Below are 25,175 nucleotides of genomic sequence, written 5' to 3'. Positions count from 1 at the left end.
ACCGTGCCCGGCGAGGTGTACGAGGCGGCCAAGATCGACGGCGCGTCCACCTGGCGCACCTACCTGTCGATCACCCTCCCCCTGCTCAGGCCCGCAATCCTGGTCGCGGTGGTGATCAACCTGATCAACGTCTTCAACTCGTTCCCGATCATCTGGGCGATGACCAACGGCGGACCGGGCTACGAGACCGCGACGACCACGGTGTTCATGTACCAGCTCAAGGCGTCCGACATCGGCGAGAGCGCCGCGATGTCCGTGGCCAACTTCGCGATGATCATCGTCCTGGTCGCGTTCTTCCTCGTCGTCAGCCGCGGGAACAAGGAGACCGACCGATGAGCACGAGCACCACCGCCGGCCGCAAGCCCGACACCCGCGCCACCGGAAGGCAATCCCCCGGCGCCTCCGCCGGCGGGAAGGGGCCCGGAAGAAGGAAGTCCGTGCTCGGGGGCTCGAAGTACAGCCACAAACAGTTGTGGTTCGGCGCGCTCGCGTGGGTGATCGCGATCGTCTTCGTCGCCCCCTACATCGAGATGGGCATCACCGCGCTGCGGCCCAAGGACGAACTCACCGGCGACGGCTACCTGCCCTCGAGGTTCGAATGGGCCAACTTCGTCGACGTGTGGGACAAGTCCACCCTCGGCGACAACCTCAAGGTCTCGCTCCTGGTCGCCGGCATGTCCACCCTCCTGGTGCTGGTGGTCTCCCTGCCCGCGGCGTACTACACCGCGCGCAAACGCTTCCGCGGCCGGGGCGTGTTCCTGATGCTCGTGCTCGTCACCCAGATGTTCCAGCCCACCTCACTGCTGGTGGGCCTGTACCGCGAGTTCTACATCCTGGACCTGCTCGACTCGTACTGGGCGCTCGTCCTGGTCAACGGCGCGTTCAACCTGGCCTTCTCGGTGTGGATCCTGACCGCCTACTTCAGCGCGATCCCGGTCGAGCTGGAGGAGGCCGCGATGATCGACGGTGCCTCCCGTCTCGGGGCACTGCGCAGGGTCACCCTCCCCCTGGCCATGCCCGGCATCGTCACGGCGGTCATCTTCACCTTCATCGCCGCGTGGAACGAATTCACCGTCGCACTCGTGCTGGTGACCACACCGGACAAACAACCCCTCACCGTCGGCATCAACAGCTTCCTCGGCGCCTACCGCGTCGAATGGCAATACCTGTTCGCGGGATCGGTGGTGGCCATCGTGCCGGTCGTGATCCTGTTCGCCTACATCGAGAAGCACGTCGTATCGGGCCTGACCGCCGGATCGGTCAAGTAACCCGGACGACCCACGGCCCGGGACGACCCCGGGAAACACGAAGCCCACAGGCCTCGGGGGCCTGTGGGCTTCGGCGTGTTCGCGGACGCGGCGGCTACGGCAGGGTGATGTGGTACGCCTTGCGCAGCGTCTCGTGCACCGTCCACACCGTCTCGTCGCCCTCTTCGAGCACGCACGCGTCGCCCGGACCGACCTCGATCGTCGCGCCGCCCCGGATCTCGATGGTGGCCCGGCCCGAGACGACCACGAACAGCTCGTTGGCCTCGGTGTCGGTCACCACGCCCGGGGTGATCTGCCAGATGCCGCGGATCTGCTTGCCGTCCTCGGACTCCCACAGGACCTTGCCCGAGACCTCGGGCGTGCCGGAGACGATCTGGGCCGGGTCGAGCGGGTCGGCTTCGAGTTCGGCGGCGGGGATATGGACGGCAAAAGTAGACATGCGGCGGAGCATATAGGCCACTGCCGCGACGCCCTCCCTCGGGTGATTCGTGGGCTTTTCCGGCGAATCACCGCGCCGGTGCGATGGTCCGTCGGCGCGGGCGGGCAGAATGCCGGAAGCGGGTCGACGGGCCCGGGCGAGGTACCGAAGGGGTGACCGATGGGCGAGGAACACGACGCGCGGCCCGAGCCGCCCGTGATTCCCGGGCAGGGCGCCGCGGCGACCTCCTCCGGAGCGGTTCCCGCCGGCGGGTTGTCCGACCGGGACCGGGACATCCTCGAATTCGAACGCCAGTGGTGGAAGCGCGCGGGTGCCAAGGAACGCGCCGTGCGCGACCGCTTCGGGTTCTCCGCGACCCGCTACTTCCAGGTACTGAACACGCTGCTCGACCGCCCGGAGGCGCTCGAACACGACCCGATGCTGGTGCAGCGGCTGCGTCGGCTGCGCGAGGCGCGGCAACAGGCCCGCTCCACCGCGCGTCGTCCCGGGCACTGAGGGGCCGGGGGTGTTCACCCGCCGCAAGGACGAGTACGACGTGTTCGCCGGCTTCGGTCGGTACGGCCTGATCTGGACCAACGAGGACCTGTGGGCCGAGGAGATCGAGCGGACCGGGCGAGCCGAAGGGGCCGAAGGGGCCGAAGGGGCCGAGTGGACCGAAGGGGCCGAGCGGGCCGAGGCGGTCGGCGGCGGGCGCGCGGTGCCGACCGAGCGCGATCTGATCGGCGGGCTGCGGGCGTCCCCCGCCCCCGCGCGCCGGGCCGGCCCCGGGCGTCCCCGGCGCGGCCTGCTCCCGGTGGCCGCGCTCCTGGCGCTCTGCGCGGCGGCGGGTGCGCTCGCGATCGGCCGGGACGAGCCGGCGACCCGCGTGGCCGCGGACCGCGCCCGAAACGCTCCCGCTCCCGCTCCCGCACCGGCCCCGGTCGCGGCCCCGGCCGTGTCGGCCCGCCCGGCGCCGCCCGCCCGGGCCCCCTCGGCGCCCCGGGGAGCGCGCGGCAAGGTGGTGCTGCTCGACCAGACCAAGGTGCCCACGCTCGCCGAGCGCATGGCCCGACGGCTGGAGGCGGCGGGCTGGGAGGTCAGCGGGACCGATGTGTTCCGCGGCGCGGTCCCGGCCACCACCGTCTACCATCCGGTCGGCCAGGAACGGCAGGCGCGCGCGCTGGCCGCCGCGCTGCCCGGGATCGGCCGGATCAAGCCGGCCTTCGCCGGCATCCCGCTGCATCGACTCACCGTGATCGTGGTCGACGACCAAGTGGTGCCGCCGGCGGATCGCCTGCTCGGTTCGCTGACCACTGGGTAGGTTGGTCGGCATGACCTCGAACCGGTCCACGCTGCCCGAACCCACCACGCCGGCCGGTCGCACGGGCCTCGCCGCGTTGCTCGGCGAGCCGGCCCGAGCGGTCGTCGCGCTCGACTTCGACGGCACGCTCGCCCCGATCGTCGACCGCCCGGACCAGGCCCGCGCGGACATGCGCGCGGTCCGGGCGTTGTCCCGACTGACCCCGCACCTGGCGGCGACGGTGATCGTCACCGGTCGTCCCGCCGCGGTCGCCGTCGAGTACGGCCGCTTTCGCGGCGTCGCCGGGCTCGAACAACTCGTCGTCCTGGGCCACTACGGCCTGGAGCGCTGGGACGCGGCGACCGGCCGGGTCAGCGCGCCCGAGCCACCGCGCGGGGTGGGGGAGGTGCGGCTCGCGCTGCCCGGACTGCTGCACTCGCTCGACGTGTGGAACAGCACCTGGATCGAGGACAAGGGCAGCGCACTGGCCGTGCACACCCGCCGCGCCCCGGACCCGGACGCCACCTTCGCGCTGCTGCGCGACCCGCTCGCCGAACTCGCGGCGCGGCACGACCTGGCCGTCGAGCCGGGCCGTTACGTGCTGGAGCTGCGCCCCCGGGGAATGGACAAGGGCCGCGCGCTGACCGGCTTCCTCAAGGAGAAGCAGGCCGGGTCGGTGCTCTTCGCCGGCGACGACCTCGGCGACCTCGCCGCCTTCGAGGCGGTCGAGGAACTGCGCGAACAGGGCGTCGCCGGCCTCACCGTGTGCAGCGGCTCGGCCGAGGTGCACGCCTTGGCCGAGCGCGCCGACTTGGTCGTCCCCGGCCCGGAGGGCGTCGCCGAGCTACTGGCCGCGCTCGCGGACCGGGTCGAGGGGGCATAGGCGGGTTCGGCGGCTTTGTTCTCGGCGGGTGGAGAGTGTGTGTGGGGTGCGTGCGGTGCTCTCGTTGCGAGCGGTGCTCTTGAGTGTGAGTGGCGCTCTCGCTGGGGGTGGTGCTCTTGAGTGTGAGTGGCGCTCTCGGCTGTGAGCGCCGCTCTTACTGCGAGCAGTGCTCTCGCCGTGAGCGGTGCTCTCTCCCACATGCGCGAGAGCGGTGCTCTTTGGTGTGAGCGGTGCTCTCGCCGCGGGCAATGCTCTCGCGGCCGGCGGTGCGCTTACGGCGGGCAGTGCTCTCGCTGCGAGCCGGCTCCCAATGCGTGCGGTGCTCTCGTTGTGAGCAGTGCTCTCGTCATGGGTGGTGCTCTTACGGCGAGCGGTGCTCTCGGTGTACGCGTTGCTCCTGCTGAGAGCGCTGCTCTCGTTGTGAGCAGTGGTCTCGTCACGGGGCAGTGCTCTCGTTGTGAGCGGCGCTCTCCACGTGGGCGGTGGGCTCGCTGTGGGCAGTGTTCTCATACTGCGACGCGAGCACCGCACATGTGGAGAGCACTGCTCGCGGCGGGTTCTTACGCGTGCGCTCGCTCGGGATCCTTGCGCTCGTGCGCTCGGTCGGTGCTCGTCGCCGCGGCCTCGTGTTCGTTCGGGACGCGCCGGGCCCGCCCGTCCCATCAGGACTTGTCTCCGGTCGCCGGTGATTCTCCCGCGCAGGGCAAGGGGGTTGCCTCCGCGACCGCGAAGCGTGCCCTCGGGTCCAGCAGCAACGCGGCCATCGCGCCCGCCGGTTGCGCCGTCTCCACCCGCAGGTCGGGCTCGACCCGGATGCCGTGCGCGGCCAACGCGGCCCGCGCGTCGGCGTACCCGTTGGGTGTCAGCTGATACGCGCATGGCATCGGCCCGACCGCAGTTCGGCCGGCCGGGACGTTGTCGGCCCCGTCGAAGTACACCGGTCCGCCGCCGTGCATGGCCCGCTCCCGGGACGCGCGTACCGCCGCGACGATGGTGTCTCCGCGCTCGGCAGCCATCCGCAGCGTGGCCCGCGCGGCCACCAGGTGCGCGGCCACCCGCCGCCGCCCGAGGAGGCCCGGATCCGCGCGTTCCAGAGCCGAGATGGGCCGCCGGGCGATCTCGACCAGCACCGCGACCGCGTGATCGAGCCCGGCTGCGTTGCGCAGCAGCCGCTCGTCCGCGTCACCGCCGAGTTGCCGACCCGCCGTGCCCTCTCCGTAGACACCCGCCGCCCAGCCCGCCGCGGGTAGCGCGGTGCCGATCCGATCGCGGGTCAACTCGATAGCCAGGGACCGTAGTTCGGGTGCCACGTTGAGGTTGCGCGGCCACAGGTACAGGGTCGGCGTCGGGTATGTGCCGGTCGGTACGTCGAACTCGTGCAGGTCGTGCACGATGTGCGGGCGCGCCTCGCGGAGTACCTGCCGGATGGTCTGTGCCTCGGGCGAACTCACCGCTACGTGGTCGCGGTTGAGATCCACCCCCTCTGCGGTGGTGCGGGTGCCCGCCACCAGTCCGTCCGGGTTCGGCGTGGCCAGCACGAGGACGGTGACCCGCTCCAGCAGCCGACGCCCCGCCGGCGAACGATCGGCGGCCAGGTCCCGAACCAGCTTCAGGCATGCCTCCCGACCGGCAGGCTCATCGCCGTGCTGACCGCACACGAACAGCACGCGGACCGGTTCGGGCACCGTACTTATCCCGGCCACGGTGATCAGTTCGAGCGCTCGGCCGCGCGCGCTGGTGCCGACCCGGGTCACGGTGACCCGCGCGGCGCCCCACCCGGCCCGTTCCGGACCCGGGCTCGCCGAGACCAGGTCGCGCAGGAGGTCGCGCTCCTGGGAGAGCGTCGTCCAGGCGGTCCCGCCGCGCCGTTCGAAACCGGTTGGTACCCGGCCTCCGCGCCCACTGCCCGGCGGAGCCGGCGCGAGCGCGATCCCGGCCACCAGCGCCATCGCGAGCACCATCCTCGCCGTCCACGCCCTCATCCCCGAACCACCTTCCCCTTCACCACGATCGACACCCCGCCACCGCCCCGAGCGATCGCCCACGCACCCACGCCGTCGTCGAACCCGCGTATCGAACCCGGGCGTCGGACCCGGGCGCCGAACCCACGCGCCGAACCCACGCGTCGAGCCCGCCCGTCGGACCCGCGTGCCGAGCCCGCCCGTCGGACCCGCGCGTCGAGCCCGCGTGCCGAGCCCGCCCGTCGGACCCGCCCGTCGAGCCCGCGCGTCGGACCCGCGCGTCGAGCCCGCGTGCCGAGCCCGCCCGTCGGACCCGCCCGTCGGACCCGCGCGTCGGACCCGCGCGTCGAGCCCGCGTGCCGAGCCCGCCCGTCGGACCCGCGCGTCGGACCCGCGCGTCGGACCCGCGCGTCGAGCCCGCGTGCCGAGCCCGCCCGTCGGACCCGCGCGTCGGACCCGCGCGTCGAGCCCGCGCGTCGAGCCCGCGCGTCGAGCCCGCGCGTCGAGCCCGCGCGTCGAGCCCGCGCGTCGAGCCCGCGCGTCGAGCCCGCGTGCCGAGCCCGCGTGCCGAGCCCGCCCGTCGGACCCGCCCGTCGGACCCGCCCGTCGGACCCGCCCGTCGGACCCGCCCGTCGGACCCGCCCGTCGGACCCGCGTGCCGAACCCACACGCCGAGCCCACGCATCGAACCCACGCATCGAACCCACGCGCCGAGCCCGCATTTCGAACCCGCACGTTTTCGGCCGTCACCCACCCCCACCCGGTGTCCGTTCGCGGTCCTTCCGTCCCTCCGCCTCCACACCTCGGCAACAGAGCATGGCCTGCGATAGGGAGTTGATGGGAGAGCCGGACTCCCCTAGGCTCGCTGATTCCGCTGTCCCACCCAGTGCAGTGATCGGGAACCGTCCTCGGCGCCCGGCACCGGTGGGCCGCGCGGGCCGCCGCCTTCGGGCGCCCGGCCCGTGCCCTCCGCAGGGGCGCACCAGGACGTGACATCGCGCACGGCCGGGCTCCGATCCGTCGCCGCCACGAACCGGAGAGACATGTCCGCGCCCGCCACACCCGGCCCCGCCCTGCCCACCCACGACGCGCTCGCCGTCGAACGCGCCTACCTCGACTCCTCCCGCGCCGCGCTGCGCCGGATGCGCGAGGAGACCGAGGCACTGGACCTGCGCGATGTCGGTGCCACCGCCGTCGCCAACGAGACCGCACAACACCTGATCGCCAAGCGGATCGCCGCGCTGGCCGACCACGCCGGCTCGCCGCTGTTCTTCGGCCGGGTCGACGGCCGGTTCGCCGACGGCGTCGAGGGCGTCGAACCGGTCGAGGTGAGCGCCGACCCGAGCAAGCCGGTCGAGTCCTTCTGGATCGGCCGCCGACACGTGCACGACGAACTCGGCGACCCGATGGTGGTGGACTGGCGCGCGCCGCTGTCCCGCGCCTTCTACCGGGCCAACCGCGCCGAGCCGCTCGGCGTCGAACTGCGCCGCCGGTTCGGCTGGACGGCGGGCGAGCTGACCGCGTTCGAGGACGAGCACCTGAGCGACCCGGACGAGGCGGACACCGCGAGCGGGATTCTCGCGGCGGAGATCGAGCGCCCGCGCGTGGGGCCGATGCGCGACATCGTCGCGACCATCCAGCCCGAGCAGGACGAGATCGTGCGCTCCGACCTGGGCCGCACGCTGTGCGTCCAGGGCGCGCCCGGCACCGGCAAGACCGCCGTCGGCCTGCACCGCGTGGCCTGGCTGCTGTACGCCTACCGGGACCGCCTCGCCCGCAGCGGCACCCTGGTGGTCGGCCCGAACCGGTCCTTCCTCGACTACATCCAGCAGGTGCTGCCCGCGCTCGGCGAGATCGAGGTCGGCCAGACCACCGTCGAGGACCTGGTCACCCGCACCTCCAAGATCAAGGTCCGGGCACTCGACGAGGCGGAGTCCGGCACGATCAAGGGCGACGCGCGGATGGCCGAGGTGCTCCGGCGCGCGGTGTGGTCTGGGCTGCGCGCGCCGACCGAGTCGGTGGCCGTGGTCCGCGACTCGCGCACATGGCGACTGGCGGTGTACGAGGTCGAGGAACTGGTGGCCGCGCTGCGCACGCGCGACGTGCGCTACGGCGCCGCGCGCGACATGCTCCGCCAACGGCTCGCGCACGCGCTGCTGACCAAGATGGAGGAGCGCGGCGAATCCCCGGACGACCGGGTCCAGGACGCGGTCGCGCGCAGCCGACCGGTCAAGGCGGCGGTGGACGCGATCTGGCCCGCGGTGGACCCGCTCAAGCTGGTGTTCCGGCTGCTGGGCGACGCCGGGTTCCGGGCCGCGTGCGCGGACGGCGTACTGACCGCCGACGAACAGGCCGCGATCGGCTGGGCCACGCCGCCGCGCGGGGTGGGATCCGCGCGCTGGACCGTGGCCGACGCGGTGCTCGTGGACGAGACCGCCGACCTGCTCTACCGCACCGGCGGCTACGGACACGTGGTGATCGACGAGGCGCAGGACCTGTCCCCGATGCAACTGCGCGCGGTGGGCCGGCGTTGTTCCACCGGCTCGGCCACGGTGCTCGGCGACATCGCGCAGGGCACCACGCCGTGGGCCACCCCCGGCTGGGCGCAGACGCTGCACCACCTGGGGCACGAGGGGGCCAGGGTCGAGGAGCTGACCCGGGGCTTCCGAGTGCCGCTCCAGATCCTGGAGTTCGCGAGCCGGCTGCTGCCGGTGATCGCCCCCGGCCTGGCCCCGGCGTCCTCGGTCCGCCAAGCGGCCGGCGCACTCGCCCTGCGCCCGGTCGAGGCCGACGAACTGGCCGCCCGGTCCGCCGACGCGGCCCTGGAACTGCTCGCGCACGAGGGCTCGATCGGCCTGATCTGCGCCGACGCGCGGGTGTCTGAGGTCGCCGACGCGTTGCGCGCGACCGGCGCCGCGCACCGGGTGCTGGGCGAGGAGGGCGGCGCCGAGGAGGCCCGGATCAGCGTGGTGCCCGCGTCACTGGCCAAGGGTCTGGAGTTCGACCACGTCGCGGTCGCCGAACCGGCCGAGATCGTGGACGCCGAGGCCCAGGGACTGCGCCGGCTCTACGTGGTGCTCACCCGCGCGGTGTCCGCGCTGGTCGTGCTGCACGCGCGCCCGCTCCCGGAACCGCTGGCGGTACCGGTCCTGCCGCATCGGTGACGGGCATCCAATACGAGTGAACCGCGTGTGTCGAACCGGTTGGTGGTCGGCTTCGCTCGCTCGTTCTGCCATGCTGGCCGGGTGGAACGTATCCAGGAGTCCGCGACTGTGACACTGCGGGACCAATGGGCCCGGCTCGTCGGTGAGCACGCCGAGGCGGGCGCCGTCGTCGAGAGCCTGCTGGCGCGCTATGCCGAGCCGCACCGCCGCTATCACGACACCGACCATCTGCGCACCGTGCTCGACCTGGTCGGCGAACTGGCCTACGAGGCCGACGACGCCGACGCGGTCGTGCTCGCCGCGTGGTTCCACGACGCGGTCTACGACCCGGCCCGGGCCGACAACGAGGAGCGCAGCGCGCGGCTGGCCGAGCGCGGCCTGCGCGAGGCGGGCGTGGACCCGGCCCTGGTGGCCGAGACGGTGCGCCTGGTCCGGGTGACCGCCGAGCACGCGCCCGGCGAGCACGACCACAACGCGCACGTCCTGTGCGACGCGGACCTGGCCATCCTGGCCGCCGACCGTGAGCGCTACGAGGCGTACACGGCGGCGGTCCGCGAGGAGTACGCGTTCGTTCCGGACGAGGCGTTCCGCGCCGCCCGCGCCGCCGTGCTGCGCGACCTGATGTCGCTGCCCCGGCTGTTCCACACCCGCCTGGGCGCGGCACGGTACGAGGAGGCGGCCCGCTACAACATGCGCGCCGAGCTGGAACGACTCGAGGGCACGATCCCGCGCCAGCAGTCCTGACCCGGCGCCTGCCGGCTCGGCACGGCGGACGCCGCCGCGTCTAGCGCGGGCGGTACCGCTTGCGCCGGCGCAGCCCCGCCCGGGTCAGCCGGATCACCAGTTCCCGACTGGAGACCGGCTCGGCCCCGTTCGCCACCGCCCGCGCGTACAGGTCGGCCGGGACGTCGTAGTGATCCCGGTCGAACGCACGCTCCGGCGCGCCGAGTTCGCGTGCGAACGCGTGCAGTTCGGCGTGCGAGACGTCGCTGACGAGGTGCGACCACAGCCGCCCGCGTCCGGGCCAGGCCGGGGGATCGATGAGGAGTGCCACGCCGTCGATTCTCGTATACGCCGCGATCGCGCACACTTGTGGACCATGAGCAAGGATCCGACCGACGTCGCCCTGTTGACCGCCCGCGCCCTGGTCCTGGCCGATTTGCGCACGCACGGCGTCGAGACCCCCGAGACCGTGACCGTGGTCGAGCACGCGCTGGTCGAGCGCAAGTGGTGGGTCGAGCAGTGGCCCGACGGCGCCGCGTACGTCCCCGGACTGATCGGCCAGGACGTCCAGGAGGCGCTCACCGAGCAGGGCACGGTGTGGCCGCCGTGCCCGCGGCACGACGACCACCCGCTCTACCTCGAACCCGAGCTGGGCGAGGACCCGCACTGGGTCTGCGAACGGGACGCCGAGGTGATCGCCCCGCTTGGCGGCCTCGCGCCCACTCAGCCGCCGAACGAGCGCGCCGTCAACGACGCGTAGATCGGCCGGTCGCCGCCGACCGCGTACGCGCCGACCAGCCGCTCGCTCTGCGCCCGGCCCACGGTGACACCGGCGGCCGTGTGCTCCGGCGTCACCGTCACCACCTGCGCGCCGGCGGCGTCCAGCGTGTGCTCGGCGCGCCGCCGCTCCTCGGCGTCGGCGACCCGCAGCGCCTGGGCGAGCACGTCGTACGGGTCGCCGGCCGCCGCGCCGTCGCGGCCGGGCAGGCTCAGCACGGTCCGGCTCGGCGGCGGATCACCCGCGTCGTGCAGGCCGTAACGCAGCGCCTCCGCGCCGTAGCAGAACCGGATCAGCGGCTCCCACATCGCCGACCAGTAAGCCCGCGAGGGCGCCCGCTCGATCCCGGCGATCTCGCCGTCCAGCAGCACCACCGCGCCCACCTGCTCGTCGACGCACTCGAACTCGGCGACGAAACGTTCGAGCTCGAGCGCGAAGTGCTTCAGGAACAGCGCCAGGTTCCCGGTCTCGGCGAGGCCGGAGGACACGTTGAAGCGCTGCACGGCCGGCCACAACCTGCTGTACCCGTCCGCGTCCGCGCTCGCCGACGCGGCGGCGCGCAGCGCGAGCGGCAGCACGGCGAGCGGCCGCGGTGCCTCGGGGATCAGCCCGGGCTGGGTCTGCTGGACGCACATCGCCGCGTCGAAGGCGAGCCGATCCGAGGGCTCGACCATGGCGGCGCGCGGCATCGCGTGGTCCTGCGCGCTCTGCTCGACGATCACCGCGAGGTGGCACGGGACCAGCGCGACGTTCGGCGTGTGGTTGACGAAGGTGAGCGTGCCGTAGCCACTCGTGCCGATCCACAGATCGGTCGGGAGCGTCACTGCGGGCGCGTCGCAGGTGTCGCCGAGCAGCGGCAACACCTGCATCCGGCCGACGCTCTGCACCCGACCCAGGGTGCAGCCGGTCAGCAGGTCGCCGATCGGCAGCGCGTCGTGGGCGAGGGTGTTCATCCGGTCACCTCCAGGTGGGCCAGGCGCAGCAGGGCGGGTACGGCGGCGGCCGGGTCGGTGGCCAACATCAGCCGGCACCAGGCGAGTTCGAGAGCCTCGGGACGATGGACGGGGGCGGTGGGCAGGTCCGGCGCGTAGCCGCGCAGGCCGCCCGCCTCGGCCGCGAGCACGGGCGAGAGCTGGACCACCGGCACCGCGACGCCGAGGGTGTGCGCGGCGTCGAGCACCTGCGCGAACCGCCCGGCGGGCGCGTTCTCGTAGCCGTCGCCGATCACCACGATCAGCTCGGCGCCGGTGCGCAGCGCGGCGACCAGGGCCTCGGCCGCCGCCGTGGCGCCGGTGGGTCGCACCAGTCGGCCGTCCGGGGCGCCGCCGATCCACACGTCGTGGCACTCGCCCGCCGCCGCCCGCAGCGCGTCGCGCAGCGCGAGCACCGTGGCGATCGGCCGCAGCGGCTGATCGGCGCCACCGCGCATCGAGGCGGACCCGTCCAGGACCAGGGCGATCCGACGGCCGGCCAGGTCGAGCCCGGCGGCACCGGCCGCGGCCCGCCGATCCAGCGCCGCGGCGACCTCGTCGGTCATCCCGGTCGCGAACGCGTAGAGGTAGAGCCGGACCGCGTCGTAGCGGTCGAGGTCGACCTCGACCTCGACGCCCGCGCGCTCGGCCTGCCGCTGTCCGGCGAGCCGCTGGCCGACGGTCAGCCGATCGGCGGTCAGCGCCAGGACGCGCGCGGGCTTGTCGTCCGGGTGGAATCGGCCGCGCAGCCCTTCGAGCGTCTCCAGCGGCAGTGCCGCGCCCGCGTCCAGGTCGGTGCGGGCGGCTCGATACGCGACCGGGAGCGGCAGCGTGTACGGGCCGTCGGCGCCGAGCACGAACGCGACGCACTCGCGCGTGACGGCGGCGTCGGCCGGGTCGGGCGCCCAGCGGTCGAGCTCGCGGGCTAGGATGCGCAGTTCCTTCGGGTCGAGTTCCGCGCCGGCGAGCTGCTTGGTCAGGATCGAGCGCAGGATGCCGCTCAGCCGCAGACCCCACGCGTGCCGCAGGGCGCCGGCGAGCTTGCCCCGGTAGCGCACCGACCACAACTCCAGTGAGCCGGAGCCCAGGACGCTGCGCAGGATCAGCCGGCGCACCCGCGCGTTGTTGACCCGCCGCTCGGCCAGCAGCCCGAACAGCTTGAGTCGGCGCGGCACGGTCAGCGCGGCCACCGCGTCGTACACGGCGGTGCCGTCGTCCTCGCGCGCGGGCGTGTCGAGCAGGTGCAGCACGCCGAGCTGCCGGCTGCGGTCGGTGGCTCCGGGGGAGCACACCAGACCCGCGTACAACCGCCGGTCCAGTGCGATCATCGCGCGGTGCGCGTCCTGCTCCAAGGCGAGCTGCTCGTCGCGGGTGTTGTAGAAGGAGGCCCGCCCGGTCGCGGCCACGGCGACGTCCAGGAAGCGGACGACGGTGGCGGCGGCCTCGGCGCGGGCCGGATTGTCGGCGCTCAGGGCGCGGGTGATCTCGGTCATCGAAAGGCTCCCCCGTGGGCACCCGGGGCAGGTCGCGGGTCCGGTGTGTGGTCCCCGGACGAACCTGGGACCGCTTCCGACCCATGGGAAACGGCTCTGTACGAACACGCAGTTCCCCGGGTGCGATGGCACGCGACTCCGGGCAGGTCACGGGTCCCGGATAGGGATTCGAACCCCAAGCACCCCAAAAGCGCTTGTACGCCAAGACAGAAGGAACGCGTAGTTCCCGGAGTCGCACCACGAGCCTACGAGCGAGGTGCCGCCGACGCCGGCCAATATCGGTCGAGTCGAATCAGACCCCGAAGAGCGACGTATCGAGGTCGATTCCGAAAGGCTCGGGGATGGTGATCGACTCGCCGATCGATACCCGGAGTTCCCCGTGGTATCTCCTGCCGTCGGGCGCGGAGAAGAGCTTCACGGAAGGACCCTCCTTGTCCCAGCGGTCGATGAGCAGGTAGAGCGGCACCTGGGCCCGGGCGTAGGCCTCGAGCTTGGTTACCCGATCGTGGTCCGCATTGTCCTTGGAGGTGATCTCGGCGATGAGGAGGGCGCACCGTGCCGGGGTCGGCGCCGTGTCGTGTTCGGGATCCAACCCGATGTCGTCGACCGGCATCACGACGACGTCCGGGATGTAGAGCCGAAACATCGGCGCGATACTCACACCGAGCGTTTGGAAGATCTCACAGTTCTCCGGGGTGACCGTAAGCAACGCCCGCTGGAGGCGGGACGCAATCAGATTGTGCGTATTTGCCGGCGGTGGCGACATGACGATGCTTCCCCCCGTGATCTCGGCGCGCCAGCCGTCGGGCACGTCCAGCTCCTGCCACGTGGACACCAGTCGGTGCCAGGTGTCGCTCGCCTCGATCACGGGTGCGGTCATGTCGTCCACCTCATCCACCTCGGTCCGCGCTGTAGCAGGAGCGACGCTATGTGCCGCCCGGAGACCATTTCAGGGTAAGTCGCCACCGCCACTCGAACGAGCGAACACGCTTCGAACACCGCCGCAATCCGTCCCGGGAACGCGAAAGAGGCGGCCCCCCGAAGGGGACCGCCTCTCGCGTCAAGACCGTGCGGGTCTACCGATCCTCAGCGGATCAGAAGTCCATGCCGCCCATGTCCGGAGCGCCGCCGGCCGGGGCCGGGTTCTTCTCCGGCTTGTCGGCGATGACAGCCTCGGTGGTCAGGAACAGCGCGGCGATCGACGCGGCGTTCTGCAGCGCGGAACGGGTGACCTTCGCCGGGTCGATGATGCCCTCGGCGATGAGGTCCACGTACTCGCCGGTCGCGGCGTTGAGGCCGTGACCCGGGGTCAGGTTGCGCACCTTCTCCACAACCACGCCGCCCTCGAGGCCGGCGTTGACCGCGATCTGCTTGAGCGGGGCCTCGACGGCCAGGCGCACGATGTTCGCGCCGGTCGCCTCGTCGCCGTCCAGCTCGAGCTTGTCGAACGCGATGGTCGACGCCTGGAGCAGGGCCACGCCACCACCGGCGACGATGCCCTCTTCGACGGCGGCCTTCGCGTTGCGCACCGCGTCCTCGATGCGGTGCTTGCGCTCCTTGAGCTCGACCTCGGTCGCGGCGCCGGCCTTGATCACGGCAACGCCGCCGGCCAGCTTCGCGAGACGCTCCTGGAGCTTCTCGCGGTCGTAGTCCGAGTCCGAGTTCTCGATCTCGGCGCGGATCTGGTTGACCCGACCCGCGACCTGGTCCGAGTCACCGGCACCGTCGACGATGGTCGTCTCGTCCTTGGTGACGACGACCTTGCGGGCGCGGCCGAGGAGTTCGAGACCCGCGGTGTCGAGCTTGAGGCCGACCTCCTCGGAGATGACCTGGCCACCGGTGAGGATGGCGATGTCGCCGAGCATGGCCTTGCGACGGTCGCCGAAGCCCGGCGCCTTGACGGCGACGGACTTGAAGGTGCCGCGGATCTTGTTGACGACGAGCGTGGCCAGGGCCTCGCCCTCGACGTCCTCGGAGATGATCATGAGCGGCTTACCCGACTGCATGACCTTCTCCAGCAGCGGGAGGAGGTCCTTCACCGAGGTGATCTTCGAGTTGACGATGAGCACGTAGGCGTCTTCGAGGACGGCCTCCATGCGCTCCATGTCGGTCGCGAAGTACGGCGAGATGTAGCCCTTGTCGAAGCGCATGCCCTCGGTGAGCTCGAGCTCGAGACCGAAGGTGTTGCTCTCCTCGACGGTGATGACGCCTTCCTTGCCGACCTTGTCCATGGCCTCGGCGATCATCTCGCCGATCAGGGGGTCCGCGGCGGAGATCGAGGCGGTGGAGGCGATCTGCTCCTTCGTCTCGACGTCCTTGGCAAGCGCGAGAAGCTGCTCGGAGACGGCCTCGACGGCCTTCTCGATGCCACGCTTGAGGGCCATCGGGTTCGCGCCGGCGGCCACGTTGCGCAGGCCCTCGCGTACGAGCGCCTGGGCGAGGACGGTCGCGGTCGTCGTGCCGTCACCGGCGACGTCGTCCGTCTTCTTCGCGACCTCCTTGACCAGCTCCGCACCGATCTTCTCGTACGGGTCCTCGAGCTCGATCTCCTTGGCGATGCTCACACCATCGTTGGTGATGGTGGGCGCACCCCACTTCTTCTCGAGCACGACGTTGCGGCCCTTGGGGCCCAGCGTGACCTTGACGGCGTCGGCGAGCTGGTTCATCCCGCGCTCGAGGCCGCGGCGCGCTTCCTCGTTGAACGCGATGATCTTGGCCATGTGGTGAAGTCCTCCCAGAACGGGGGTGAGTGCCGGACCGCACAGGTGCCCGCGACGGACGACCCGACCACCGCGAGGATCCCTCCCTCACGGGTGCCGAGCCTCACCGGCTCGGTCCGTTTCTGTCACTCTCACATCCAGAGTGCTAACGCCAATGATTAGCACTCGACCATGCCGAGTGCAAGCGCAACGGCCGGTCCCGACCCGTCCGCGCACACCCCCGCGCGTGTCGCACGAAGCGCGGGTCCGCACGGCCGCACGTACAACGACCGGGGCCCGGCCCCCGCATGGCGGGAAGGCCGGGCCCCGGTCGCTGATCACACCCGATACGCATCCGATCCGACCATCGGACAACAGGCCGGACGAGAGATCGGGACAAGTGTTGTGCTGCGATGTGTCGTGCAGTCCGTGGTGTGGACCGTTTCAAGCAGAGGAGCGGATGCCCCCTGGTTCAGGCGGTGACGCGGACCATGTCGGCCTGCGGCCCCTTCTGCCCCTGCGAGATCTCGAACTCGACTCGCTGCCCCTCCTCGAGCGTCCGGTACCCGTCCATCTGGATCGCGCTGTAGTGGACGAAAACGTCCGCACCACCGTCGACCGCGATGAAGCCGTACCCCTTCTCCGCGTTGAACCACTTGACGGCGCCCTGAGCCATTCCTAACTCCCCTGTTACTGGCCCTTTCACGGATACTGCACGCCGCAGCTCCGGGTTCGTATCCAGAAGGACCCGGCCTTCCGCTACGACCGCGGCTGAATGTATCCGGACGGATGCCCGGAGCAACAGGTCAATCGGACGAGAATTCCCGAGTGAATAAAGCTCGCATTCTTCGTGAATCACCAGGAAAGCCGTATTTCAATACGTCAGGAAAACGACTTTCGATACATATCGGGTGTGATCTCGACCACGGGTTTACCGACGCAACGCCGCCAAAGCGGGGAAATGGACCCGGGTAAACACGTGTAACGCACGTCGGCCGGGGAGAGAGGAAATCCGCCGCCCGGTGCTCCGGACGGCGGATTTCTCGGTTCCGTTTCGTGATCCGTGCCGATGAAGATCGACAAGGTCGCCTATCGCGTCAGCAACCGCCGGCGACCGCCGGGATGATCGAAACGCTGCCGTTGTCGGGGATCGTGGTGGCGAGACCGTCCGCGAAGCGCACGTCCTCGTCGTTCACGTACAGATTCACAAAGCGGCGCAGCTTGCCCTCGTCGTCGAGGATGCGTGCGCGAATTCCGGTGTGGTCCTTTTCCAGGGCGTCCAGGACCTCGGCGAGGGTGCTTCCCTCGACGGACACCTCGGCCGCCCCACCCGTGTAGGTGCGCAGGATCGTCGGGATGCGAACGGAGACGCTCATGCCAGGCCGGCCTTTCGGAAGGATTCCAGAGTGGGTCGAATGGTCGCGGTGGCGCCGGTGGTCGGCGTGACCGCGTCCAACGTCTTGAGGCCGTCGCCCGTGTTGAGCACGACCGTCTCGGCGTCCGGGTCCAGCGCGCCGGACGCGAGCAGCTTGCGCAGGCAGCCGACGGTCACGCCACCGGCGGTCTCGCCGAAGATGCCCTCGGTGCGGGCCAGCAGCTTCATCGCCTCGACCACCTCGGCGTCGGTGACGTCCTCCACCGCGCCGCCGGTGCGCTTGCACACGTCCAGCACGTACGGGCCGTCGGCCGGGTTGCCGATCGCGAGCGACTTGGCGATCGTGTCCGGCCGCACCGGGCGGATCACGTCGTGGCCGGCCTTCCACGCGGCGGCCACCGGGGAGCACCCGGTGGCCTGCGCGCCGAAGATCTTGTACGGCGCGTCCTCGACCAGCCCCAGCGCGATCAGCTCGCGGAAGCCCTTGTCGATCTTGGTGAGCTGCGAACCCGACGCGATCGGGATGACGATCTGCTCGGGCAGCCGCCAGCCGAGCTGCTCGGCGATCTCGTACGCGAGCGTCTTGGAACCCTCGCCGTAGTACGGCCGCAGGTTGACGTTGACGAAGCCCCAGTCCTCACCGGCCGGGTCGCCGATCAGCTCCGAGCAGAACCGGTTGACCTCGTCGTAGGTGCCCTCGATGGCGACCAGCTCGCCGCCGTACACGGCCGCCGTGACGACCTTGCCGGCCTCCAGGTCGGAGGGGATGAACACGCAGCTCCGCAGGCCCGCCCGGGCGGCGGCGGCACCCACCGCGCCGGCCAGGTTGCCGGTGGAGGAGCAGGAGAGGGTGGTGAAGCCGAACGTGCGCGCGGCCTCGACGGCGATCGCGACCACGCGGTCCTTGAAGGAGTGCGTCGGGTTGCCCGAGTCGTCCTTGACGTGCAGCTTCGCGATGCCCAGCTCGCGGCCCAGGTTCTCGGCGCGGACCAGCTTGGTGAAACCGGGGTTCAGATTGGGCCGGGACGCGACGTCCGCGGACACCGGCAGGAGCGGCGCGTAGCGCCAGATGTTCTGCGGGCCGGCCTCGATCTGCTCACGTGTGACGGTGCCGAAGTCGTAGGCCACCTCGAGCGGGCCAAAACAGGACTCGCAGGCGTACTTGGGACCCAGTTCGGTGCGTTCGCCGCACTCGCGACACGACAGCGCGACGGCCGGACCGAAGGAGGTGGAGGTGGCGCTGGTGGAACGGGTGGCGGTGGGTGTCGCCATGGCGAGGGCCTTTCTGTCCTCATCTTTACCCGTGGGGTTCCACGGGCCGGACTTGGCACCTGTCCGATCCGCCGGTGCTCGCTCGCGCCGAAAGCGCGTCACGAGGAATGACGATCGGATGGTTGCCGGGGCTTCAACGGGCCGTTCCCTCTGCCCCTCTGGATGAGCTGCTATGGCGGTGGACACACCCTTCGCGAGGTGGCCGGTCCGCGTTTGTCCGGCACGACGTGCGATCGTCGTTACCGGTGACGACGACTGTAACCGAACCGGTGCCGCGTCGATCATCCGGTCCACCTCGCGAGACGATGGAGGGTGGCCGTGACCGAGGCCGGAACACCGGCGACGACAGGGGATTTCGAACGTGCAGCCCGAGGTGAGCGCCTGGCTTCGACGACGGTCCTCCGTCGCCGCGGACTGGCCCGTCGACAAGCTTCTTGACGCCAAACGAGACACTCGGGTCAGCGTCGTCCTGCCGGCGTTGAACGAGGCGGCGACCGTCGGGGACATCGTCAAGGTGGTCCGCACCGAGCTGATCGAGCGCGCGCCGCTGGTGGACGAACTGGTCGTGGTCGACTCCGGATCGGTCGACGACACCTCCCGGATCGCGGCGGACGCGGGCGCGCGGGTCGTGCACCGCGACGACATCCTGCCCGCGATCCCGGCCGTGCGCGGCAAAGGCGAGGTGTTGTGGCGCTCGCTCCTGGTCACCGACGGCGACATCGTCGCGTTCGTGGACGCCGACCTCAAGGACTTCTCGGCCGACTTCGTCACCGGAATCCTCGGCCCGCTGCTCACCGACACCTCGGTGCAACTGGTCAAGGCGATGTACGACCGGCCGCTGGAGATCGGCGACACGATCGTGCCCGCCGGCGGCGGCCGGGTGACCGAGTTGGTCGCGCGTCCGCTGCTCAACCTGCACTGGCCGGAACTCGCCGGTTTCGTCCAGCCGCTCGGCGGCGAGTACGCGGCCCGCCGCTCGTTGCTGGAACAACTGCCCTTCCCGTGCGGCTACGGCGTCGAGACCGCGATGCTCGTGGACACCCTGCGCCTGGTCGGCCTGGACGCGATGGCCCAGGTGGACGTGGGGGTGCGCCGGCACAACCACCAGGACGAGGCCGGGCTGGGCCGGATGGCGGCGGAGATACTCCAGGCCGTCGAGCGCCGGCTGCGGCGCGGCCCGAACGGCGCGCACCCGGTCGAGCTGAGCACCGCGCTGACCCAGTTCGAGCGGGACGAGGGCGGTTTCCGGCTGCGTACGCACGACGTCGCGGCCCGGGAGCGGCCGGCGATGGCGACCGTGCCCGCCTACCGCGCACGAACCCGCCTGGTCGAGCGCTGATCGCCGGGCGGGGCCGGCGGGCTCAGTTGCCGAGCACCTCCGCGACCTTGCGCACGGTGTTCTCCCGGGCCGCCCGCACCCGGGTCAGCGCCGCGGCCTCACGCTCGATCGCCTGTCGCTGATACGCCACGTCGACCGCGTACCAGGTGCCCGCGACGTTGTGCTCGGCCCGGCAGGCCACCGTCGCGGTCGCCGCCGCGATCTCGCGCGCGCTCGGCACGGGCGTGTCCCAGGCCGGATCGCCGCCCGCCGCCAACGGATCGGGGTAGTCGAACCCCTTCCCCCGCATGCACGTCGACCACAGCGCGAGCACCTGCCGTACCCGAGGATCCGCGCGCGAGCGCTCGAACGACTCCACATCCAGCCGGCTCGGCAGTGCCGCGCGCTCCAGCGCCGGATCGACGCCGAGGGCGAACCGCGCCTCTCCCAGGCAGCCCGGTCCCGGCCGATCGCTGCCCTCGGTCGGCGCCGGCGGCAGCCCGTCCGCCGCCGCGGCGCCGTACAGCGCCACCTCCAGCTCGCGGCCCAGGGCCGGTGCGCTCGGCTTGTCGCCCGCCTTCGCCACTCCCGGCGGCCGAAATCCCCAGCCGGCCACCTCGACCGGGTCGCCCACCCCGTACCGGCGCTCGGTGCGCGAGCGCAGCACCGGTTCGGTGTCCGCCGTAGCGGGGGTCGGATACGTCAGGCCCAGCCGGCCCAGGCAGGCCCGGATCAGCACCTGTTCGGCCGCGGTCTGCCGGGCGCGCTGCTCCGGGGTCGGCAGGTAGGCCGCGATCGGCAGGTCGAGCCGGGCCACCTCGCCCGCCGGCGGGACCGCGCCCGGCGGCGGGAGCGACGGGTCGGCGCGGCCGGGCGCCCGCGCCGCCGGGTCCGCGCGCTCGCCGCTCGCGGTGCACCCCGCCGACGCGGCGCACAACACGACGCCCAGCACGACGCCCACCAGGACGGGGCCCGGGACGCGGCGCGGGCGCACTACTGCGCGGTCCAACTGCCCGACGCGTTGTTGTTCTTCAGCGCCGGATCGAGATTGGCCGTGGACTTCGGACCGATCTCCTGCACCGGGCCCTGATAGTTGCTGCCGTAGTAGATCCGCAGGATGTGCGTCGGATCGTTGTTCCACACCGACGCCGCGTTGTTCTTGACCGCCGTCCACGCGCCGCTGCTGCCGTCCGGGGACGGCATGAACCGGTACCCCGAGTAGTTGGCCACGTTGTACCGATGGTCGAAACGCGCGCCCTTGGCGTTCGAGTTGTAGTACAGACACGCGTCGCCGTCGTTGCACGCGCCGTCGCCCTCGGCGACCGCGGGTGTCGCGCCGCTCGCCAGGATCAACGCGGCGGCCACGGCGCCCGCGGCCAGGCCACGATTGTTGCCCATTCCCGATTCCCCCTTGCCCCGTCGCCCTTTTTCGGACCCCGTCCAACGACCGGGTCCGCGGGGAGAGCCCCGGTCGAACCCGGGCGGGATCGGCCCGACGAGTCAAGAGAAAGCACACCCCCGCTACTCCCGGTAATGACAAGCGCACGTGATACTCGCCACACCGTTCGAGCCGCGGGGGCGATCGGGCCGGGTTTGCGCACCGGGAAGCGTGGCTAGGGTCGGGGCATGAGTGCTCCCCCTCCCGCTGGTGTCCTGGTCGCCTCGAATCGCGGTCCCGTGTCCTTCTCACTGGAGGACGACGGCACGCTGTCCGTCAGTCGCGGCGGCGGCGGACTCGTGTCCGGACTGTCCACCGCGGGCCAGGGGACCGGCGCGGTGTGGGTGTGCTCGGCGCTGGGCGAGGCCGATCGCACCGCGACCCGGGCCGCCCCCTCGGGCCGGCTGGATCTGGCCGGTCACGACACCGGTGGCCTGGCCGTACGGATGCTGGACATCGATCCGGGCACCTTCGCGCGGGCCTACAACGCCATAGCGAATTCGACCCTGTGGTTCGTCCACCACCTGCTCTACGACACCCCGTCCAAGCCGGTCTTCGACGCGCGCTTTCGCAAGGAGTGGGCCTCCTACGAGGCGTACAACCAGGCCTTCGCCGAGGCACTGGCCGACGAGGCCGCCGAGGGCGCGAAGGTGGTCGTGCAGGACTACCACCTCACCCTGGTGCCGGTGCTGCTCCGCCGGCTGCGTCCGGACCTGCGGATCGGGCACTTCTCGCACACCCCGTGGGCGCCGCCGGACTACTTCCGGCTGCTTCCCGACGACATCGCGCGGTTCGTCCTGGAGGGCGTGCTCGGCGCCGACCACGCGGGCTTTTTGACCCGGCGCTGGGCGCTCGCGTTCCTGGACTGCTGCGCGGACGTGCTCGACGCGGTGGTGGACCGGGACGCGATGACCGTCACGCACGCGGGCCACGTGACCGAGATCGGTGTGCACGGCCTGGGCGCGGACGCCGACTTCCTGCGCGAGCGCGCCTCCCGCGCCGACGTGGACACCCGACTCGCCGGGCTGCGCGAGGCGGTGGGCGATCGCCGGGTGATCGTCCGGGTGGACCGCACCGAACTGTCCAAGAACATCGTTCGCGGTCTGCTGGCGTATCGCGAACTGCTGCGCACCCGGCCGGAATGGCTCGGCCGGGTGGTGCACGTCGCGTTCGCCTACCCCTCGCGGCACGACCTCCCGGAGTACCGCGAGTACACCGCCGCCGTGCAGCGGGTGGCCAAGGAGATCGACGACGAGTTCGGCACCGGCGACTGGCAGCCGCTGATCCTGCACGTCAACGACGACTTCCCGCGCTCGCTCGCGGCGTACCGACTGGCCGACGTCGCGCTGGTGAACCCGATCCGGGACGGGATGAACCTGGTCGCCAAGGAGGTGCCGGTGGTCTCGCTGCTGGACGAGGCGCACGGGGGCTGCGCGCTGGTGCTCTCGCGCGAGGCGGGCGCGTTCGAGGAGTTGGGGGAGGACTCGATCGTGGTCAACCCGTTCGACGTGTCGCAGACCACCGAGGCGCTGCACACGGCGCTCACGATGGAGCCCACGGAGCGGCTGCAACGCACCAAGCGGCTGGCCGCGGCGGCGGTCGCGCTCAACCCGCAGCAGTGGTTCCTGGAGCAGTTGGACGCGCTCGGCAAGTAGCCGCGACCGGCGAACCGCCCCCGAACGCCGGTCCGACCGGCGTTCGGGGGCGGCGGCGCTCAGGCCGAGGCGGGCGGGGTGCCGCGGCGGCGCCGGGTGGTCACCACCGCGACCGTGCCGGCGGCGACCAGGGCGACGCCGGCGACACTCGCACCGACCAGGCCGGCGGGCCCGGTGAGCGGCAGGCTGCCGCCGCCGGACTTGCCCGCGCCGCCGGTCGAGCCGCTCGTTGCCGCACCGCCGGTCGACCCGCTCGTCCCGCCGCCGGCGCTCGCCGAACCGGTCGAGCCGGTGCCCGAGGTGCCGCCCGTGGTGGTGCCGGTCGTGCTGCCGGCCCCCGCCGTCGTGCCGGATCCGGCCGTGGTCGAGCCGCCCTTGAAAGAGACCTTCACGAACGCGTCCTGGCTGCGGTCGGGCGAACCGTGCGCGGCCATGGTCAGCACGTAGCACTCGGTCTTGAGGCAGTCGACGTCCTTGCCCGCGCCGTTCTTGTACGAGGCCTTGACGTCGGTGAGGGTGACGGAGAAGGTGCCGTCCGGGTTGATCCCGTCCGCGCCGTACGCCTTGAGCCACTTCGAGGCGCCGTAGTTGCCCGCGTTGGTGGTCCAGTCGGCCTCCTTGGGGCCGAATACGACGTAGATCCCGTTGCCGCTGCCCGCCACGTAGCCGGAGCCCTTGACCGTGACCGACGCGCCGGCCGGTTCCAGACCGGTGCTCGGCGTGACGGTCAGCTTGGCGCCGCCGGCCGCCGCCTGCGGAGCGGCCTGTGGGGCCCGAGCCTGCTCGGCCGCCCCCTGCGGTGCGGCGCGCAGCGACGTGGGGGCGCCGGCGGGCGCCTGCGCGGCGAAGGTCACCGCGACCTTCGCGGCCGGCCCGCCCTCGGCGCCGACCCGCACCTCGAACGCCGGTGCGTCCGGGGCGAATCCGGTGCCCACCCGCAGCGGCGTGGCGACGATGCCCCGCGCGTCGGCGACGAGAGTACGGCTGCCCGTCCGGTCGGCGGTGTCGCCGCCGTAGAGCGCGACGGTGACCCGCGCGCCGGGCGCGAAACCTCGGCCGACGACGGTGATCTCGTCGCCGGCCGCGGCCAGTTCGGTGCTGCGCGAGGCGGTGACGGCGGGTGTGGCCGGGGTCTCGGCGCGGGTGTCGGCGGGGGCGGCGAGGGCGCCGTGGGCGACGGCCGGCACGCCGGCGCCGGCCAGGCCGAGCGCGGCGGCCGCGGTCGCGGCGCGACGGAGGCGGTGCGAGGTGTACATGTGAACTCCTGGAGGGTCGGGGCGGCGACGCGACGGCGGGCGGTCAGCCGGTCGAGTCGGCGGTGACTTCGGTGGGGGCGTCGGCGGCGTTCGGCGCGGCGGCGGCATCGCGCGCGGCGGCGGCCCGGCGACGGCGACGGCGACGGCGCAGCACGGTCACCACGTAGGCGATCAGCGCGCCGAGCAGCAGCGTGAGCGCGGCCAGCAGCAGCCACGGCGGCGCCCACACGCTCGTCGACTTCGCGGTCACGGTCGCCGGGTTGCCGGTGACCGTGACGTCCGCGGTGAGTCGACCGGCCGGGAAGACGCCGGTGAATCGTTGGACCACCTCGTGTGTCGCGCCGGGCAGCAACTCGGGGAGGGCGGCGCGGGCGGGTCCACCCAGCCGCCACCCGCCGAGCCCGGTGACGGTGGTCTCGGCGCTCGCCGAGGTGCGCACGTTGCCGGTGTTGCGGACCCGGTAGCGCACGATCGCCTCGCCGCCGCCGGACATCGCGATCGGGTTGTCGTAGGACAGCCGCAGGTCCTCGATCGCCAGGCGCGGCACGGCGGGGCCGTCCACCCGCAGGTACACGCGAGCGCCGACCCGCCGGTCGACGTCGAAGCGCTGCTGTCCGGGGCCGGTCGCCTCGGCCTTGATCGAGGCGACGATGGCACCGGTGTGGTCGCCGGGGCTCGCGTCCGCCGGGACGGTCAGCCGGAACGGGATGTCCGCGCGCTTGCCCGGCGCGATCGTGTACGTCTCGGCGTCGAAGCCGATCCACGCGCCGACGTCCTTGGGCCGCTCGGCGGCGGTCAGCAGGGTCATCCCGCCGTCGGCGGCGAGCACGGCGTCGGTGGCGTACACGCGCAGGGTCAGCGGCTTGTCGCCGAAGTTGGACACGCCGACCACGTCGACCAGGGTCTGTCCGGGCCCGGCGGTCAGCACGAAGTGGTCGCGCCCGCCCGCCGGTTGCACGCCCCAGGTGAACTCGTCGGCGGCCCGGGCGGGCGCCGCGAGCGCGATCAGCGGCAACACGGTGGCGAACAGGGCACACAACAGTCGGGCTGCGGGACGCATGCGGGGGTGCTCCTTTTTTGGGCGACTTCGTCGCCGGCTCGCGAGGCGCCGCTTTTTCTTTCCCCCGCTTCGCTCCTCCAAGAAAAAGCGGCGCCTCGCTCGGGACGGTGTGTCCCTCCGCTTCGCTCCGGGCCACACCGTCC

The 25,175-nt window shown here is 72.1% G+C and carries 24 protein-coding genes and 1 riboswitch; of the genes, 10 read left to right on the top strand and 14 right to left on the bottom strand.

What is annotated here, in order from left to right; all coding sequences use genetic code 11:
• Together ACIBSV_RS49980 and ACIBSV_RS49975 are read left to right on the top strand one after the other, a co-directional pair.
• Window positions 1–336: carbohydrate ABC transporter permease (locus ACIBSV_RS49980; RefSeq protein ID WP_395874570.1), on the top strand; the 336-nt coding region annotated here is incomplete at its 5' end.
• Window positions 333–1,268 (top strand): carbohydrate ABC transporter permease, encoded by a 936-nt coding sequence (locus tag ACIBSV_RS49975; RefSeq protein WP_395874568.1) that lies wholly within the window; start codon window positions 333–335, stop codon window positions 1,266–1,268. The genes ACIBSV_RS49980 and ACIBSV_RS49975, both read left to right, overlap by 4 nt.
• Window positions 1,269–1,362: 94 nt before the next feature.
• Here ACIBSV_RS49975 and ACIBSV_RS49970 read toward each other — a convergent pair whose 3' ends face one another.
• Window positions 1,363–1,707, bottom strand: a complete 345-nt coding sequence (locus ACIBSV_RS49970) for a cupin domain-containing protein (protein WP_395874566.1) — start codon at window positions 1,705–1,707, stop codon at window positions 1,363–1,365.
• 159 nt (window positions 1,708–1,866) lie between these two features.
• Between ACIBSV_RS49970 and ACIBSV_RS49965 the strand changes: the two genes are divergently transcribed.
• The 3 genes from ACIBSV_RS49965 to otsB are packed head-to-tail and all read left to right on the top strand — an operon-like array spanning window position 1,867 to window position 3,869.
• Complete coding sequence (locus ACIBSV_RS49965) at window positions 1,867–2,202, top strand: DUF3263 domain-containing protein (RefSeq protein WP_395874564.1); 336 nt, start codon at window positions 1,867–1,869, stop codon at window positions 2,200–2,202.
• Between the two features lie 10 nt (window positions 2,203–2,212).
• Entirely contained in the window at window positions 2,213–3,007 is a 795-nt protein-coding gene (locus ACIBSV_RS49960; protein ID WP_395874562.1) for a LytR C-terminal domain-containing protein, read from the top strand.
• A 10-nt stretch (window positions 3,008–3,017) separates the two neighbouring features.
• Entirely contained in the window at window positions 3,018–3,869 is an 852-nt protein-coding gene (gene otsB, locus ACIBSV_RS49955; protein ID WP_395874560.1) for a trehalose-phosphatase, read from the top strand.
• A gap of 662 nt (window positions 3,870–4,531) precedes the next feature.
• Here otsB and ACIBSV_RS49950 read toward each other — a convergent pair.
• On the bottom strand, window positions 4,532–5,851 hold the full coding sequence (locus tag ACIBSV_RS49950) for a M14 family metallocarboxypeptidase (protein WP_395874558.1): 1,320 nt from the start codon (window positions 5,849–5,851) through the stop codon (window positions 4,532–4,534).
• A 1,022-nt stretch (window positions 5,852–6,873) separates the two neighbouring features.
• On the opposite strand from ACIBSV_RS49950, the gene ACIBSV_RS49945 reads away from it, so the two are divergent.
• Window positions 6,874–8,994: a HelD family protein gene (locus tag ACIBSV_RS49945; RefSeq protein WP_395874556.1), complete on the top strand. Its 2,121-nt coding sequence runs from the start codon at window positions 6,874–6,876 to the stop codon at window positions 8,992–8,994.
• A gap of 114 nt (window positions 8,995–9,108) precedes the next feature.
• Entirely contained in the window at window positions 9,109–9,738 is a 630-nt protein-coding gene (locus tag ACIBSV_RS49940) for a metal-dependent phosphohydrolase (protein WP_395874572.1), read from the top strand.
• Between the two features lie 40 nt (window positions 9,739–9,778).
• Here the strand turns inward: ACIBSV_RS49940 and ACIBSV_RS49935 are convergent, their stop codons facing one another.
• The gene (locus ACIBSV_RS49935; RefSeq protein ID WP_395874554.1) at window positions 9,779–10,048 is read right to left on the bottom strand and encodes a DUF4031 domain-containing protein; all 270 of its coding nucleotides are present in this window, start codon (window positions 10,046–10,048) and stop codon (window positions 9,779–9,781) included.
• Window positions 10,049–10,093: 45 nt separating this feature from the next.
• Here ACIBSV_RS49935 and ACIBSV_RS49930 point away from each other — a divergent pair, with 45 nt between their 5' ends.
• The gene (locus ACIBSV_RS49930; RefSeq protein ID WP_395874552.1) at window positions 10,094–10,477 is read left to right on the top strand and encodes a hypothetical protein; all 384 of its coding nucleotides are present in this window, start codon (window positions 10,094–10,096) and stop codon (window positions 10,475–10,477) included.
• On the opposite strand, the gene ACIBSV_RS49925 is transcribed toward ACIBSV_RS49930, so the two are convergent.
• From ACIBSV_RS49925 to thrC, 7 genes are all read right to left on the bottom strand, one after another.
• Window positions 10,441–11,448, bottom strand: coding sequence for an ARPP-1 family domain-containing protein (locus tag ACIBSV_RS49925; protein WP_395874550.1), 1,008 nt, complete (start codon window positions 11,446–11,448; stop codon window positions 10,441–10,443). The two genes, ACIBSV_RS49930 and ACIBSV_RS49925, sit on opposite strands and share 37 nt — an antisense overlap.
• Entirely contained in the window at window positions 11,445–12,959 is a 1,515-nt protein-coding gene (locus tag ACIBSV_RS49920; protein ID WP_395874548.1) for a hypothetical protein, read from the bottom strand. The genes ACIBSV_RS49925 and ACIBSV_RS49920 overlap by 4 nt, the downstream gene beginning before the upstream one ends.
• Before the next feature lie 292 nt (window positions 12,960–13,251).
• Window positions 13,252–13,839 (bottom strand): Uma2 family endonuclease, encoded by a 588-nt coding sequence (locus tag ACIBSV_RS49915; protein ID WP_395874546.1) that lies wholly within the window; start codon window positions 13,837–13,839, stop codon window positions 13,252–13,254.
• Between the two features lie 214 nt (window positions 13,840–14,053).
• Window positions 14,054–15,679: a chaperonin GroEL gene (gene groL, locus ACIBSV_RS49910; RefSeq protein WP_020557825.1), complete on the bottom strand. Its 1,626-nt coding sequence runs from the start codon at window positions 15,677–15,679 to the stop codon at window positions 14,054–14,056.
• A gap of 451 nt (window positions 15,680–16,130) precedes the next feature.
• Window positions 16,131–16,334 carry a cold-shock protein gene (locus ACIBSV_RS49905; protein ID WP_020557826.1) on the bottom strand — a complete coding sequence of 68 codons (204 nt, stop codon included), beginning with the start codon at window positions 16,332–16,334 and terminating at the stop codon, window positions 16,131–16,133.
• A 421-nt stretch (window positions 16,335–16,755) separates the two neighbouring features.
• On the bottom strand, window positions 16,756–17,034 hold the full coding sequence (locus ACIBSV_RS49900) for a ubiquitin-like small modifier protein 1 (protein WP_395874544.1): 279 nt from the start codon (window positions 17,032–17,034) through the stop codon (window positions 16,756–16,758).
• The gene (gene thrC, locus ACIBSV_RS49895) at window positions 17,031–18,305 is read right to left on the bottom strand and encodes a threonine synthase (RefSeq protein WP_395874542.1); all 1,275 of its coding nucleotides are present in this window, start codon (window positions 18,303–18,305) and stop codon (window positions 17,031–17,033) included. The genes ACIBSV_RS49900 and thrC overlap by 4 nt, the downstream gene beginning before the upstream one ends.
• A gap of 16 nt (window positions 18,306–18,321) precedes the next feature.
• Window positions 18,322–18,474: riboswitch (SAM riboswitch) on the bottom strand.
• Between the two features lie 192 nt (window positions 18,475–18,666).
• Between thrC and ACIBSV_RS49890 the strand changes: the two genes are divergently transcribed.
• Complete coding sequence (locus ACIBSV_RS49890) at window positions 18,667–19,644, top strand: glucosyl-3-phosphoglycerate synthase (protein WP_395874540.1); 978 nt, start codon at window positions 18,667–18,669, stop codon at window positions 19,642–19,644.
• A gap of 22 nt (window positions 19,645–19,666) precedes the next feature.
• Here the strand turns inward: ACIBSV_RS49890 and ACIBSV_RS49885 are convergent, their stop codons facing one another.
• Together ACIBSV_RS49885 and ACIBSV_RS49880 are read right to left on the bottom strand one after the other, a co-directional pair.
• On the bottom strand, window positions 19,667–20,632 hold the full coding sequence (locus ACIBSV_RS49885; protein ID WP_395874538.1) for a hypothetical protein: 966 nt from the start codon (window positions 20,630–20,632) through the stop codon (window positions 19,667–19,669).
• Window positions 20,617–21,021, bottom strand: a complete 405-nt coding sequence (locus ACIBSV_RS49880; RefSeq protein WP_395874536.1) for a peptidase inhibitor family I36 protein — start codon at window positions 21,019–21,021, stop codon at window positions 20,617–20,619. Before ACIBSV_RS49880 ends, ACIBSV_RS49885 begins: the two co-directional genes overlap by 16 nt.
• Before the next feature lie 228 nt (window positions 21,022–21,249).
• On the opposite strand from ACIBSV_RS49880, the gene ACIBSV_RS49875 reads away from it, so the two are divergent.
• Complete coding sequence (locus ACIBSV_RS49875; RefSeq protein WP_395874534.1) at window positions 21,250–22,716, top strand: trehalose-6-phosphate synthase; 1,467 nt, start codon at window positions 21,250–21,252, stop codon at window positions 22,714–22,716.
• A 59-nt stretch (window positions 22,717–22,775) separates the two neighbouring features.
• Here the strand turns inward: ACIBSV_RS49875 and ACIBSV_RS49870 are convergent, their stop codons facing one another.
• Entirely contained in the window at window positions 22,776–23,972 is a 1,197-nt protein-coding gene (locus ACIBSV_RS49870) for a hypothetical protein (protein ID WP_395874532.1), read from the bottom strand.
• A 43-nt stretch (window positions 23,973–24,015) separates the two neighbouring features.
• Window positions 24,016–25,032, bottom strand: a complete 1,017-nt coding sequence (locus ACIBSV_RS49865; protein WP_395874530.1) for a WxL protein peptidoglycan domain-containing protein — start codon at window positions 25,030–25,032, stop codon at window positions 24,016–24,018.
• Between the last annotated feature and the right edge of the window lie 143 nt (window positions 25,033–25,175).

The sequence above is a fragment of the Embleya sp. NPDC050154 genome (assembly GCF_044460165.1).
Lineage (GTDB): Bacteria > Actinomycetota > Actinomycetes > Streptomycetales > Streptomycetaceae > Embleya.
Note: the sequence above shows the minus strand (reverse complement) of the source record. Positions and strands in the feature narration are given on the sequence as shown.

What these genes read in the sequence shown, in the direction of transcription:
- ACIBSV_RS49975 (WP_395874568.1), top strand. Translation starts at nt 333, where the DNA reads ATGAGCACGAGCACCACCGCCGGCCGCAAGCCCGACACCCGCGCCACC.
- ACIBSV_RS49970 (WP_395874566.1), bottom strand. Translation starts at nt 1,707, where the DNA reads ATGTCTACTTTTGCCGTCCATATCCCCGCCGCCGAACTCGAAGCCGAC.
- ACIBSV_RS49965 (WP_395874564.1), top strand. Translation starts at nt 1,867, where the DNA reads ATGGGCGAGGAACACGACGCGCGGCCCGAGCCGCCCGTGATTCCCGGG.
- otsB (WP_395874560.1), top strand. Translation starts at nt 3,018, where the DNA reads ATGACCTCGAACCGGTCCACGCTGCCCGAACCCACCACGCCGGCCGGT.
- ACIBSV_RS49950 (WP_395874558.1), bottom strand. Translation starts at nt 5,851, where the DNA reads ATGAGGGCGTGGACGGCGAGGATGGTGCTCGCGATGGCGCTGGTGGCC.
- ACIBSV_RS49945 (WP_395874556.1), top strand. Translation starts at nt 6,874, where the DNA reads ATGTCCGCGCCCGCCACACCCGGCCCCGCCCTGCCCACCCACGACGCG.
- ACIBSV_RS49930 (WP_395874552.1), top strand. Translation starts at nt 10,094, where the DNA reads ATGAGCAAGGATCCGACCGACGTCGCCCTGTTGACCGCCCGCGCCCTG.
- ACIBSV_RS49925 (WP_395874550.1), bottom strand. Translation starts at nt 11,448, where the DNA reads ATGAACACCCTCGCCCACGACGCGCTGCCGATCGGCGACCTGCTGACC.
- ACIBSV_RS49920 (WP_395874548.1), bottom strand. Translation starts at nt 12,959, where the DNA reads ATGACCGAGATCACCCGCGCCCTGAGCGCCGACAATCCGGCCCGCGCC.
- ACIBSV_RS49915 (WP_395874546.1), bottom strand. Translation starts at nt 13,839, where the DNA reads ATGACCGCACCCGTGATCGAGGCGAGCGACACCTGGCACCGACTGGTG.
- groL (WP_020557825.1), bottom strand. Translation starts at nt 15,679, where the DNA reads ATGGCCAAGATCATCGCGTTCAACGAGGAAGCGCGCCGCGGCCTCGAG.
- ACIBSV_RS49905 (WP_020557826.1), bottom strand. Translation starts at nt 16,334, where the DNA reads ATGGCTCAGGGCGCCGTCAAGTGGTTCAACGCGGAGAAGGGGTACGGC.
- ACIBSV_RS49900 (WP_395874544.1), bottom strand. Translation starts at nt 17,034, where the DNA reads ATGAGCGTCTCCGTTCGCATCCCGACGATCCTGCGCACCTACACGGGT.
- thrC (WP_395874542.1), bottom strand. Translation starts at nt 18,305, where the DNA reads ATGGCGACACCCACCGCCACCCGTTCCACCAGCGCCACCTCCACCTCC.
- ACIBSV_RS49880 (WP_395874536.1), bottom strand. Translation starts at nt 21,021, where the DNA reads ATGGGCAACAATCGTGGCCTGGCCGCGGGCGCCGTGGCCGCCGCGTTG.
- ACIBSV_RS49875 (WP_395874534.1), top strand. Translation starts at nt 21,250, where the DNA reads ATGAGTGCTCCCCCTCCCGCTGGTGTCCTGGTCGCCTCGAATCGCGGT.
- ACIBSV_RS49870 (WP_395874532.1), bottom strand. Translation starts at nt 23,972, where the DNA reads ATGTACACCTCGCACCGCCTCCGTCGCGCCGCGACCGCGGCCGCCGCG.
- ACIBSV_RS49865 (WP_395874530.1), bottom strand. Translation starts at nt 25,032, where the DNA reads ATGCGTCCCGCAGCCCGACTGTTGTGTGCCCTGTTCGCCACCGTGTTG.